The organism is Limosilactobacillus reuteri (assembly GCF_002254085.1).
In the GTDB taxonomy this organism is placed as follows: Bacteria; Bacillota; Bacilli; order Lactobacillales; family Lactobacillaceae; genus Limosilactobacillus; species Limosilactobacillus reuteri_K.
Window position 1 is genome coordinate 114,330 of record NZ_NGPY01000044.1, and the last position, 11,475, is coordinate 125,804.

Genomic DNA, 11,475 nt, shown 5'->3' on the forward strand with positions numbered 1-11,475 from the left:
CCCCCCTTAAGCCTCCTTAAATTCACCGTCAATTACTTGTTTATTATCATGAGTGGCCAGTAGTTTTTCGCGAATTTCTGACCCCTTGTTTTCAAACATTTCTGCTAGTTTTACTAAATCAGTCTGAGCTAAATCCTTCTGACTTAAAAATTTGGTTTCAGGTAAAACTTGCATTAGGTCAAAATCTTTTACTAAGTTTGCTAACATTTCAGATGAAAGCGACGAAACACGCTTAAAGGCTTCGTCATGTTTACTTTCCACTGATTCTTGTTGCTTAATCTGTGTCCGCAACGCATTATTTTTTTGAATTAAGTCGTTAACTTGTCTAGCAAGATCATCAACCTGTTGTCCTGATTCTTGAGCAGCTTTTAACTCTGCTTTAACTTTTTTGAGTTTTTCTTCCCGATCAGCAAGTAAGCTTTCAGCTTCTTCTTTATCAGCCTTTAATTCATCATAATCATCAGGTGCAACTTCAACCAATTCCGGCTCCTTGTTTTTTTGCTCTTCCAGTTGCATTTCTAAGTGTCTTTTTCCTTCTCGTAAATCATTCAGCTCATTCATAATTTCGGCCCGCGAGTTTTCAACATCTGCTAAGCGGTTAGCTAAACGCTGATTTTCAGAATTGAGCTTTTGAATCTTGTCAGATTGACTTTTAGCAAGTTCGTTTTTCTTACTAATTGACTTAGCCATTTCCTGCCAAATTCGTGAACTACGAGCTTCTACAGTTGCGTGCAACAAATATTTTTCCTGTTCCGGATCAGCCTTTCCGGTTGCGATTGCTAATTGGGCCATTTTAGGAAGGCTTAGGTAATTATCAAGCATCAGCTCTTCATCCGGATCATTCTGTGCTTTAATTCGATAATATGCTTGCGCAATGTTAATAGCGTTATAGGCATTCCCCTTTGAAACATGATGAGCCTTAATCCATCGCTCAAATGTAATCTTGTCTTTATCACGATTTCCTTGACGACTAGTTTTGTCTTTAATTTCTTTTAGAATTGTGCCAAAACGGATAATATAGTCACGCCGGTTATTATCAACCTTTCGTTCAATTCCAAGCCACCATTGCCGTTCCTCAGGAGACAAAGCTTTATAGCTCTCTGACAGTTCACTAGGAACAAAGACAGCCTGACTTTCAGTATTTGTTATTTGAGCAAAACCATTATTCGAGTTTTCAATTTGATACCCCGATTGTGATGCATTACTTTTTTGCATTTGCAACAGCCTCCCTAAATATTTTGTAGTTTTTCTCAATGGTCGATCTTAAATTAACCATTGAGACTCCCATTGCTTCTGCCATCGTCAAAATAAAATCAGTCTTAGTAATTTTGCTCTTAAAATTTAATTGTGCAAAACGGTTTGCTGAATCATAAAGTCCATTCACTAACGCACCATGTGAAATTCCCTTACCACCAGAAGTGATTGAAATCATATCTTGTTCCTCCGGAGATTGTGCTACGATTACCCAGCCACTGAATGGACTGTCTTTTAAAATTTGGCTAACTAATTCAAGCGAGTTCCGTTCTTGTTCTTTAAATTCCATATACTCACCCTCATTTCGCAATGCTAATGCAATAAACCTTGCAGCTTTTGTACTTGCAACTCTTTCAACATTTTATCCCCCACAGCCTCTAGAAAACTGATGACAGCATTAGCAGATTGAATAGTCTTAAATACTGTTGCTGAAGTAAGAGAAACCCGATTAATTTTTAGAACATCAGCCTGCTTTACCGGATCTTCAAAATCAATCTTCAGAAAATTACAATCTTCATCGCTAATTACATAAACACTTGCACTAGACTGCTGATTTCTATCTTTCATCCAGCGCTTTGCAGAATTATCAAGAGCTTCTGTAGTCCAATTACTAAGACATAATTCTGAGCTTAATGAATAATCTTTCCCCATTTTGTTACCTCCTCGGCCAATCTTTACTTAAAAATTGCTAAGCCAATCCAAATTGCAACATATAACATAATCAATAATGGAAGACCTATTTTTCTAAGACACAGTCTAAAAAGATAAAGCCTTGATTGTTTAAATTCTTCTACTGCTGGCGGATCCCAGTCTTTATCATTCAACCTTTGATATAGCAATCTATCCTCGATTCTCTTTTCACTAATAGGCCTAACTGGAATTTTAGTAATTGTTGCATTCAAAACATCTTTTGTGTAAAGCGTTGAATGAAAAGCGTCCCAAGCATCTTGGTAAAACTCTTTTCTACCGCAATATGATACTTCATAAACATAATTTTCAACTGGATACGCTTCAAGCAAGTAATGACCAACTTTTACTATCACTCCAAACTCACCTCCTAAAAATAATGCACACTGTCATCATCAACAACCTGGTTGCCACTAACCCAGTGTCTCCCTATATTTTCTTCGCTATTAACTTTGTCCTTAGATTGATTGCTTGGGTTTTTCGTTGAATAATATTTGATAGATGTTAGGTGCCGTTGCTTACTAGCTTTATAGGCTACCGCGCCAACAAGTGCTAAAACACCTAATGTGGTAATAAGTTTTGTAGTTTTCATTTCTCTTCCTCCTCGTAATAGTGTTCTGGATCAATTCGATCCAATCCCATTACGTAATCGATCCGAACATTGAAAATATCTGCAATTTCTTTCCATTTAGTTGAATCAAATGGCAGCCGCTTCCCATTAGCCCATTGGTCTACAGTAGATGGGAAAACATGTAATTGATTAGCTAGTTCCTCCATGGTCATTCCACTACTCTTGCATAGCTCTTTGATTCGATTCTTTCTTGTAAGTAGTAACATCAATCTTCCTCCTCGTTTAAAGGTGTCCCACAAAACGGACAAGCTACAATATCAACACTCTCGGTCAATCCACTTAAATTTCCTGCATCATCAGGATAATCAATTTTTAATATCCATTCATTTTTTGCGGCTTCTTCAATCCGTAGTGCGGTCCCCTCTCCAGTTACCACCTCTTCAAGCGGTTGTCCCGTGAAAGACTTATTATGAAGCTGACAATTCTTCTGTTTTTCAGTTAGTTTCATCTAACTTACCTCCTATAAAAACCAAACAAGTACAACGAATAAAATTACAAGTGCAATAAATTCAATTAATAGACCTATTGGATTGTTAAAAATTATCAAAAGAGATAAGCCGACTATTGACGCTACCACAGAGGAAAGTGAACGTCGATTTTACTAGTAATTCTCGCTTACTCATTTTTAACAATCACGCTCCTTAACAATTCAAGGCTTCAAATACTTTGACAACTTACTAATCTTTAACCTTTTAGTGTCTACACCACATTTAGCAAGGAGCCCTAGCATAGAATTAGCCAGTGATTCAGATTGAAAACAAGTTGCCGAAAGGAGCGAGGTCACTGTAAACTTATTAAATTTTGGATTAACTAGATTACTTAAATCATCTAGTAAAAGCACTAAAAAACTATTACCTTCAACTTCAATCACATAGACTTCAAAATCTTCAACCACATTCTCTAAATAATCAGCAACTGTTTTTCTTCCCGTTTGCTTCCACCAGTCATGAGCACTATAAATTTCTGTCGGTTTCGTTTTCATTGTATTTTCTCTATTCCCCACTTTCGTTTTGAATAATCAATAACATCAGGGTGCTACCTAAAATGGTGCTGAGCAGCAATGTTCCCAAAACCGATAAAACTGTGTTAACGCTCAAAAATTCAATCAGCCGTTTAATCGCTACAATCATGAAAATTTGAAAGCAAAACGCCCAGCCAACCAATAAAATTGCAGCCCAATTCAAATGTTTCATCGCCACTTACCTTCCTAAAGGTGCAAAGAGAACGATGGCTAAGAATATCGCATCTAGAATGCAGCAAATCCCTAAAAGCATGAATACTGTCAAAATATTGTCAATCAATTTATTCCTATTCATTTTCAAAATCTCCCTCGAATTAATTTTCCTGAAATACTCGAATCAAAAAGCAGTAAGTCCTAATTTCTTGCGTAAGCTTAATGCTGACACTAGTTGAGAGACTGTCTTGGTTACTTAGCCGTTCACTTCTGTTTGTGATTAAGTGAGCTAGCTGTGCAATAATTCGCGCTTGTTTCTTCGTCCCCATATCGTTAATCCTCCCTGTCTTGCTTAACCAGAAGCTTCTTTTCGCCCCTTATTGCGGTTAGCAATTCGTTCTTTAAGCTTACGTATCACTTTCGGATCTGCCTTTTTGTAGAGCTCTTCTTTCGATTTTCGACTCCATTCTGGCATTGGCTCTTTAATCGGCTTATGGCGCTTATATCGCTTTGAATTACCTTTGCTAGGCATATTGCTATCATCGCTTTCAACGTCTTCAACCGTCTTGATTCCCTGAGCCTCATATCGCCTTAGAATCGATCTAAGAAAACCCCACGAAGGGTACTGGTACCTTGTTTCTTGTTTAGCAACCTCAATCGCATTTAGGACTAGCTTAGGCCCTAAACGCCTGACAAACTCATTAAGAGTCTGCTGGTCTGCTCCGCTTAAATTGATTTTTGCTAAACGTGCTGCTCGGTAACAGATGGCTTCTGGTTCGTCTTTTATTAAATTTTTAAGATCATCTTTGCGAGATGATTTGCCTTTGCTAGGCGTAGTAGTAGAATCGCTTTGCTTAGCTCTTTGCGAGAGCTTTGAACGATGTAAATTCATTGCATCAGCTTCTGCTGCTTGAGAAGCTGTTTGAACGTTGTTTTGCCGATAATTGTCAAATACCTTTGCTAGGTAGGAGCCTGCTGCTGATGCTTGCTCCACTTTCCATTTGGCATAGTTAAAGGCATGGGCGACAACGTCAATTCCAAATTCATTAACCCATTGGCTAATTTGCTTTTCGACGAACAAAGAAGGTTTACCCCAGATATCATTCCAGAGATTATTTGCAAGAATCTGTTCGTCAGTCTGCGCTGCTTTGCTAGCAGCATACTTACTACTACCTACTGTTTGGTTTAAATTAGTATTTAGTAGTGTGCCATTTCGGCCTTTAGGTGAAAATGTTGATTTACCGGGGTTTCTCACCAAGATGCCCTTTTGGCCTTTAGGTGAGAATGTTGAATTATCAGTGGGTTCCACCAAGATGCCCTTTTGGCCTTTAGGTGGAATTGCCGAATTATTAGCCTTTTTCGACACTTTTATAATTTTTTCAGCCTTTTTAGGATCTTCGCATAACTCCCAAATTGGCTCTTTAAACTTTCCATTTTCTCGAACACGTGATCGTTTAAGATAACCATATTTTTCTAATTCTCTTAATCCTGATCTTAAACTTTTGACTCCATCTGCTGCATGAGTAGCTACCTCTTCTTGGTAGTACACCCAATCATCCGGTCTACTCCATAAATATTGGAAAATTCCTTTAGCCTTCCAGGTAGGACGTGTATCTTCAATTAGCACATTACACTGTGTTGTAAAGCCTTTGTCATATATTTTTTTAATTTTTGGCATAGGCTACACCTGTTTTATTCGATTGACTTTCCAAGTAAGAGCTTTAGATACTTTCATAATTAAATGATGTTGTTCTAGTTCATCAAGAATTTCCAAATTACTTTTTAATGGATCAATTGATCTATTTTTAATTTCTTCAAGGCTAAATTCTATTTGCTTTCGACTAAGCAAGAAGCCATATAATCCTAACGCTTCCAAAGTCAGACCTCTATCAAATAAACTATTAGGAATTCTAGTCCGACTGTTATCCGCTGGCTTTCGCTGGATTTTTATAATCCTAGGCATCCTTATCACCTCGTTTTATTACTTACTTCCATTCATTGGAAACTCAGTCAATGCTCTTCCAACCATTGTGCAAAGGTTGTCGCCTTAAACATCCAAGGAGAAGCACCGTGGGATTTCCAAACAGTTTCTTCTTCCATCCGTCTAAGGTCATCAAGATAACAAGAATTATTTAGTAGCCTTCCTCATCCAGTTGTCACCTTTATTCAATCTTTGAGCAGTATCATGAATTTTCCAAGTTCTGCCAATTTATGATTAATTCTTTAGATTTTTAATCATGCTTACCTCTAGTTAAACGACCCGATTTTTCCGACTTCTCATTACGGATTTTTTCTGATCGCCACATAAGGAACTTTTGATAAAGCGGTTCAATAATAATTGCATACTTAGAGGTGTCGCTAACAACGGCACTGCTGTATGGAGATTCAAGACATTCACGCATTCGATCACCAAAAGTTCCTTCACTATATCCATAATCTTTCATAATTTGTTCTCTGCTCTTCCAACCGTTTGCCATCATTTTCATCACCTTCTCTCATAAATGAATACATAAAGATAACTCTCAATGGAGATGATATTTAATGGCTTCAAAATATCCTATGTTTGGATTACGTATTCCTCCAGAACTTATGGATAAATTAAAATACATTGCTGACTACAATGGACGATCAGCAAATAAAGAAATAGAGCAATTAGTTATTAAGCATGTAAGTAACTTTGAAAAGAACAATGGCCCAATTAAAAATTCAATAAATAATGATTAATGGCTTTCAGTGCATATGCATTGAAACTATATCCTTCTCGCTCCGCTTCTCTTTTAGCTTTTTCGTATAAGTTATAAGGTAGACGGAGCGTTATTTGTTTTAGCTTCATAGAATTTGTGGATTTTCCTTCACTATATCCATAATCTTTCATAATTTGTTCTCTGCTCTTCCAACCGTTTGCCATCATCTTCATCACCTCGATCTTGCTCTTGATTATCTTTTATTCTCCATGATCAGTAATATTTGAATTAAGAATCTTTATTTTCAATGTAGAATGTTTTACACGAATTATTTTTGTGAAGTTTTCTCAACATTATTTTTAAAAAAATAATCTACTAGGTCATCAAGTTGAATATCTAACACCTTAGAAATTCTTAGCATATCTTCTTGGGTAAATTCACGTCTGTTATTCAACCGTAAACTTAGTGATGATCTATCCATGCCTACTTTAGAAGCTAATGCCTCTATAGAATATCTATGGCTTTTCATTCTCTGCCGTAATAAACTATAGTCAAAGCTTATTTCCAAACTCTACACCCCCTCACGTTTTGTTGAGTTTTCTCAACACAAGTAAGGATAATTCATTTGTTGTGTTTTGTCAACAAGAATTGTTGTGTTTCATCAACAAAAATTGTAAAATAACTTTTGTAAGGAGTGAATAATAATGGCTTCATTTCAAGAACGATTAAACGAAGCTCTTTCAAATTCCGGCCTTACCCAGTCAGAACTGGGAAGGCGGGCTCACATTGATAGGACGGTTATATCAGGATATATTCATGGTAAATACAAAGCTAAACAAGTTAATCTTTATAATTTAGCAAAAGTATTAAATGTAGATGAAGGATGGTTAATGGGTGTGAGCGATAAAAAAGAGCGTAGACATCCAGAGGAACAAGTTGAAAACACAAAAAAGGGAAATGGTGATATAACTTCCGAAGATATCGATCATTACTTTAACGGTTTACGCTCTTATGAAGGCCTTCAAATTAGTGATGAGCAAAAAGCATTTATGCGCAACTCAATTAAGTCCTTTCTAGAATCACAAAAGGCAATGCATAATAAACAAAATAAGAAAAAATAATAATTATAATACATAGACTAACTGAATATAAAGTTGATGAGAAAAAAGGTGATGTTGATGAACAAGATGGAAGATCTTATTGAATGGTTAAAAGGTGTTGCTAAGGAACATAACATTACTGTCCTTACTGAAAGCCAATGGCCAAGTGACTGGGTACCACAATCGCAAATTGAATTGCGATGCGTTTGGTACAATCCTAACTGGTTTCCAGCTTGCGAACGACCACTAACACTAGCTCATGAAATTGGACATATTTTATCTGGTGATGAAGTTAGTCTTAGTTGTAATTATTGTAGTGTTAATGAGAAAGCTGAGAGTGATGGTGATCTAATTGCAATTATGTTACTTTTAGATTATTGCCGTACACATGACATCACTTTTGAGACTAAGCAGCAATTAATTGAAGCCTTTCGAATTCCTATTTCAATGACAGAAAGCGTTGATAGAGCTACTAATTTTACATTATTTGCAATGCGCAAAAAATATAGAGAATTAGCTATTTCTTCTACTGGCGTTTTTATTTAGCGCTCTAAAAGAACGTACGTTTTGCACAATATAAACTAAAGGAGATAAAAATGTGGGTTGAAAAATATACCGTACGTGGCAAAGTCAGATATCGTTTTGGTGAAAACTATAAAAGTCCATTAACGGGAAAATATAAAAAAGTATCTGTTAGTTATCTTAAAAATAACAATCAAACTAAAAGAGCAGCAGCCATTGAACTAGCAAAAAAAATTGAAAAAGCTAAGCAAAAGGAATACTTCACAGATAAAGATATTTCACTTCGAAACCTTGCTGACAAATTTCTAACTATATATAAACAAAGGGTAGCGGTTAATACTTACTATAATGCCTTTCGAGGACTTAAACGGATTTGTAATGACTTAGGTAACGATACCCTTGCTAATAAAATAACTACAGAAATACTTAATCGCTATTTAGATCAAAAGCTTTATGATCCAGATAAGCCTTTAACCAATGCTTCAATCCAAAATTACAAGAAATACTTATCAATGACATATAAATTTGGCGTTAAATATGGCTATCTTAAAAAGAATCCGGTCAAAGATGTTGAAATAACATGGCGAAGCGAGATTAAACGAAAGCGTGATCGTATTGAAAATAAATATTTGACTGATGGTGAATATCATGCAATCCTCCATGCTTGTGAGGAAAAAGGTCGTAACGATATCAAGCTTTTCCTAGAATGGCTTTATTTGACTGGTATGCGTTGTGGAGAGGCTGCCGGACTTTATGTAAAAGACATAATCAAAGAAGAAGGCAAGTACAAAGCAATTATTGATGGTTCCCTTTCACACCAACGAGAATTATTAGGGACTGTAAGTAACCCTACAGTTAAAGTTTCAGTCAAGAAAACTGACGGTGCAAAAACAATTGCTAGTAATCGAGAAGTACTATTGCCACAAAAGGCTGTCAATATTTATAAAGAACTTAGCCTTAATAAAGATCCAAATGACTTGATTTTTATTAATAAAGATTCACGAAGTAATCGTCCATTTGATGCATCACATTTAGATCGTTTCCTCCATCGATTAGAAGCAGGAGCAAAAATTGATAAAAGTGTTACTACACATTTTTTTCGCCATACTCATGTTTCAAAATTAGCAGAACTTGGAGTTCCCTTATACGTTATAAAAAATCACGTAGGACATGAAAATAGTAAAATTACAGAAGAAATTTATTTACACGTTACTAAAGAAATGGAAGAATCTTTAGCTGATAAGTTAAGTAAGCTTTAATATATACTTTCTCAGTCCCTAGAACATATGTTTGATAAAAACAATTACCTATGTTATAGTGTTAGCGAACATATGTTTAAAGGAGCTATTATTTTATGACTATTTTATATCGAATGAAGAACCCTCATACTAACCAATATTTTTGTAAATCTGCTGATCTTATTGATGAAGCCCCACTTGAATATTCACTCGTCTATACAGAAGAAACGGCCCAAAAGATTATTCACGATGCAAATGTAATGGGTAAGCTCTTGTTTGATCATTTAGGATATAAAGAAGATTTCAAAGGTTATATTCTTGAAGAAGCTTCATTAGACAGTATTCAAATTCCAGACGAATGGAAACCTTATGTGGAACGAATCTCCCGGATTGACCATATTTCTATTCCAGAAGCTCAGAAAGTATTCCGCCAAGAATTAGTAGATTATTGGGATAAATGGGCTATGTATGATCCCTTTACTGGAAAAGAGATGCCAACTAAACGTGCCCCATTTGAATAAAAAATAAGCAGCAATTATCTTCCACCCGGAAAGAATTGCTGCTTATTTTTATTGGTAATGTATTTTAAACCAATATTCATTTCCTAATTTTAGAATTAACAGACCGTAATGAACATTCAATTAGTTGTTATATGATAAAAGAATTGTATTACAATTTATACACCCTACTAATAAATGCTGAAAATTGGTCCCTATCATAAAGAATTACTCCTGTATTCTCTGCTAAATCTATTGCACTCTTTGTAAAATAATTTGTAGTCATAACAATTGCCTCTTGAGCATTATAAAAAGCCTTTGCAGCTATTACTTGTTGTATTGCAGAGTTACTAACCTTAGAGGTATATTTTTTAATTTGTATTACACTTTTAATTCCAGTTTTAGGATCTACAATTATTACATCCGCGCCTTGATCCCCTGATTTTTTTGTTGCCTCTGATTTATAACCTAATATTTCATATAATAATGCAACTTTTTCTTCTAATTCAAAAGGATTCAGTTCATCGAATTCATAATTAAAAGATCTAGTAAGATTATTTTTATTAGAATATAAAGCTTCGTATTGATCTTCTACATTTTGACCTTCTACATTGATATTATGAGGTAATATTGGATTTCTTTGTGATTCAATATATTGTCTCCTTATTTTAAAATATAGATCTTCCAATGTATTAAATTTAATTAAAGAACCATTTTTCTTAAGAGAAAATGCAACTGCTGCAAGTATTTCGTAATTTAGGTTTATTGGAGACTCATCATTATTTATAAAAAGATCTGTATGCTTGCTTAGTTCTTCTAATGTTAAAGTTCCGTCTAGCATATCTTTCATAACTTTATTAGAATCTTTTGATTTATATTTATAGAACATCGCTATACAGTGGTCATACTTAAGAAATTCCATTACTAATTCAGCATTTTTTGAAACACTAAATCCTAAAGAATACACTTTATCAGCTAGTAAAGATAGTTTTTCGTTTAATCCTAAACTTAAAATCCAAAAAGAGTTTCCTATGCCATCTTGTTTATACCATGACACTTCATCCTTAAAGGTAGTTTTATTCCACATAAGTGCATCGGTATCAATACTTCCATCTAAATTGAGCGGAGTGTATGTAGTTGAAAAAATAAGTTTTTCAGATGACCTTAGAAAATGTAAACTAGTAGCATAATTATTTTTGGCAAGTGTTATCCAGCCAAGTTAGTGTAAGATTTTCATAGGTTGGATGAATAATTCATCTGGTCGTGGAAATCTTTTTTGTAGACCAATTTACTTATTTACAAAAAAAGAAAAGACCGGTAGCCTTTAGTGTGTCGAATACTAAGCAAAGGCAGGTCTTTCCTCATGGATATTTTAACAGAAATCGAGCAGAATTTGGTGAAATCAGGCAGTTTATTTGAAGCTGAACAGATTATTTTAAAAGGGGTATTGGAGTTAGGACAAGTAATCATGCAAAACTTTTTGGAAAGCTTAGATCGAAGCTTAAAGTCCCAAGCTCCAGCGAACTATCAAGTAATCAATAAACAGCCACGGACGCTTAATTTTATCTTTGGCCCGGTGACTTTTCAACGACGGTATTATCAGGCTGGGACAAAGAAACGTGAATTTTACTTAGACCAACAATTAAAAATTAAACCACGTCGTCGTTTATCGCCACACTACTTAATGA

Annotated in this window: 22 protein-coding genes; 6 read left to right on the forward strand and 16 right to left on the reverse strand. The window is 35.1% G+C overall.

Going from position 1 to position 11,475, the window contains the following annotated elements; translation table 11 throughout:
- Window positions 1–6: 6 nt before the first annotated feature.
- From CBG10_RS08140 to CBG10_RS08195, 13 genes are all read right to left on the reverse strand, one after another.
- Window positions 7–1,215, reverse strand: a complete 1,209-nt coding sequence (locus tag CBG10_RS08140) for a hypothetical protein (protein ID WP_094512273.1) — start codon at window positions 1,213–1,215, stop codon at window positions 7–9.
- Complete coding sequence (locus CBG10_RS08145; protein ID WP_094512275.1) at window positions 1,202–1,543, reverse strand: hypothetical protein; 342 nt, start codon at window positions 1,541–1,543, stop codon at window positions 1,202–1,204. The genes CBG10_RS08140 and CBG10_RS08145 overlap by 14 nt, the downstream gene beginning before the upstream one ends.
- 23 nt (window positions 1,544–1,566) lie before the next feature.
- Window positions 1,567–1,905, reverse strand: coding sequence for a hypothetical protein (locus tag CBG10_RS08150; protein ID WP_086878908.1), 339 nt, complete (start codon window positions 1,903–1,905; stop codon window positions 1,567–1,569).
- Between the two features lie 23 nt (window positions 1,906–1,928).
- Window positions 1,929–2,297, reverse strand: a complete 369-nt coding sequence (locus CBG10_RS08155) for a hypothetical protein (RefSeq protein ID WP_094512276.1) — start codon at window positions 2,295–2,297, stop codon at window positions 1,929–1,931.
- Window positions 2,298–2,311: 14 nt separating this feature from the next.
- Window positions 2,312–2,533 carry a hypothetical protein gene (locus tag CBG10_RS08160; protein WP_086878906.1) on the reverse strand — a complete coding sequence of 74 codons (222 nt, stop codon included), beginning with the start codon at window positions 2,531–2,533 and terminating at the stop codon, window positions 2,312–2,314.
- On the reverse strand, window positions 2,530–2,778 hold the full coding sequence (locus tag CBG10_RS08165; RefSeq protein WP_094512278.1) for a helix-turn-helix domain-containing protein: 249 nt from the start codon (window positions 2,776–2,778) through the stop codon (window positions 2,530–2,532). The genes CBG10_RS08160 and CBG10_RS08165 overlap by 4 nt, the downstream gene beginning before the upstream one ends.
- A complete protein-coding gene (locus CBG10_RS08170; protein ID WP_094512279.1) occupies window positions 2,778–3,020 on the reverse strand; it encodes a hypothetical protein in 243 nt (80 codons plus the stop codon). The genes CBG10_RS08165 and CBG10_RS08170 overlap by 1 nt, the downstream gene beginning before the upstream one ends.
- 201 nt (window positions 3,021–3,221) lie before the next feature.
- Window positions 3,222–3,554 (reverse strand): hypothetical protein, encoded by a 333-nt coding sequence (locus tag CBG10_RS08175; protein WP_094512281.1) that lies wholly within the window; start codon window positions 3,552–3,554, stop codon window positions 3,222–3,224.
- 10 nt (window positions 3,555–3,564) lie between these two features.
- Window positions 3,565–3,771 (reverse strand): hypothetical protein, encoded by a 207-nt coding sequence (locus tag CBG10_RS08180; RefSeq protein WP_143452358.1) that lies wholly within the window; start codon window positions 3,769–3,771, stop codon window positions 3,565–3,567.
- A gap of 136 nt (window positions 3,772–3,907) precedes the next feature.
- The gene (locus CBG10_RS11255; protein WP_172401348.1) at window positions 3,908–4,075 is read right to left on the reverse strand and encodes a hypothetical protein; all 168 of its coding nucleotides are present in this window, start codon (window positions 4,073–4,075) and stop codon (window positions 3,908–3,910) included.
- A 23-nt stretch (window positions 4,076–4,098) separates the two neighbouring features.
- Complete coding sequence (locus CBG10_RS08185; RefSeq protein WP_094512284.1) at window positions 4,099–5,424, reverse strand: DnaD domain protein; 1,326 nt, start codon at window positions 5,422–5,424, stop codon at window positions 4,099–4,101.
- A 3-nt stretch (window positions 5,425–5,427) separates the two neighbouring features.
- Entirely contained in the window at window positions 5,428–5,709 is a 282-nt protein-coding gene (locus CBG10_RS08190) for a hypothetical protein (RefSeq protein WP_094512285.1), read from the reverse strand.
- Between the two features lie 268 nt (window positions 5,710–5,977).
- A complete protein-coding gene (locus CBG10_RS08195) occupies window positions 5,978–6,226 on the reverse strand; it encodes a hypothetical protein (RefSeq protein ID WP_063164481.1) in 249 nt (82 codons plus the stop codon).
- A 61-nt stretch (window positions 6,227–6,287) separates the two neighbouring features.
- Between CBG10_RS08195 and CBG10_RS08200 the strand changes: the two genes are divergently transcribed.
- Complete coding sequence (locus CBG10_RS08200; protein ID WP_094512287.1) at window positions 6,288–6,470, forward strand: Arc family DNA-binding protein; 183 nt, start codon at window positions 6,288–6,290, stop codon at window positions 6,468–6,470.
- Here the strand turns inward: CBG10_RS08200 and CBG10_RS08205 are convergent.
- Complete coding sequence (locus CBG10_RS08205) at window positions 6,445–6,657, reverse strand: toxin-antitoxin system HicB family antitoxin (RefSeq protein ID WP_179225381.1); 213 nt, start codon at window positions 6,655–6,657, stop codon at window positions 6,445–6,447. The two genes, CBG10_RS08200 and CBG10_RS08205, sit on opposite strands and share 26 nt — an antisense overlap.
- A 101-nt stretch (window positions 6,658–6,758) precedes the next feature.
- Window positions 6,759–6,998 (reverse strand): helix-turn-helix domain-containing protein, encoded by a 240-nt coding sequence (locus CBG10_RS08210; RefSeq protein WP_094512290.1) that lies wholly within the window; start codon window positions 6,996–6,998, stop codon window positions 6,759–6,761.
- 136 nt (window positions 6,999–7,134) lie between these two features.
- Between CBG10_RS08210 and CBG10_RS08215 the strand changes: the two genes are divergently transcribed.
- The 4 genes from CBG10_RS08215 (at window position 7,135) to CBG10_RS08230 (ending at window position 9,811) form a co-directional block, all read left to right on the forward strand.
- The gene (locus CBG10_RS08215) at window positions 7,135–7,551 is read left to right on the forward strand and encodes a helix-turn-helix domain-containing protein (protein ID WP_094512291.1); all 417 of its coding nucleotides are present in this window, start codon (window positions 7,135–7,137) and stop codon (window positions 7,549–7,551) included.
- 57 nt (window positions 7,552–7,608) lie between these two features.
- Window positions 7,609–8,076 carry an ImmA/IrrE family metallo-endopeptidase gene (locus CBG10_RS08220; protein ID WP_063164478.1) on the forward strand — a complete coding sequence of 156 codons (468 nt, stop codon included), beginning with the start codon at window positions 7,609–7,611 and terminating at the stop codon, window positions 8,074–8,076.
- Between the two features lie 50 nt (window positions 8,077–8,126).
- The gene (locus CBG10_RS08225; protein WP_094512293.1) at window positions 8,127–9,311 is read left to right on the forward strand and encodes a tyrosine-type recombinase/integrase; all 1,185 of its coding nucleotides are present in this window, start codon (window positions 8,127–8,129) and stop codon (window positions 9,309–9,311) included.
- Window positions 9,312–9,406: 95 nt separating this feature from the next.
- Window positions 9,407–9,811 (forward strand): hypothetical protein, encoded by a 405-nt coding sequence (locus tag CBG10_RS08230; RefSeq protein WP_094512294.1) that lies wholly within the window; start codon window positions 9,407–9,409, stop codon window positions 9,809–9,811.
- A 148-nt stretch (window positions 9,812–9,959) separates the two neighbouring features.
- On the opposite strand, the gene CBG10_RS08235 is transcribed toward CBG10_RS08230, so the two are convergent.
- Window positions 9,960–10,844 (reverse strand): restriction endonuclease, encoded by an 885-nt coding sequence (locus tag CBG10_RS08235; RefSeq protein ID WP_179231253.1) that lies wholly within the window; start codon window positions 10,842–10,844, stop codon window positions 9,960–9,962.
- Between the two features lie 306 nt (window positions 10,845–11,150).
- Here CBG10_RS08235 and CBG10_RS08240 point away from each other — a divergent pair.
- Window positions 11,151–11,475, forward strand: a 325-nt coding sequence (locus CBG10_RS08240; RefSeq protein WP_263851424.1) for a UPF0236 family protein, incomplete at its 3' end; no start/stop codon positions are given.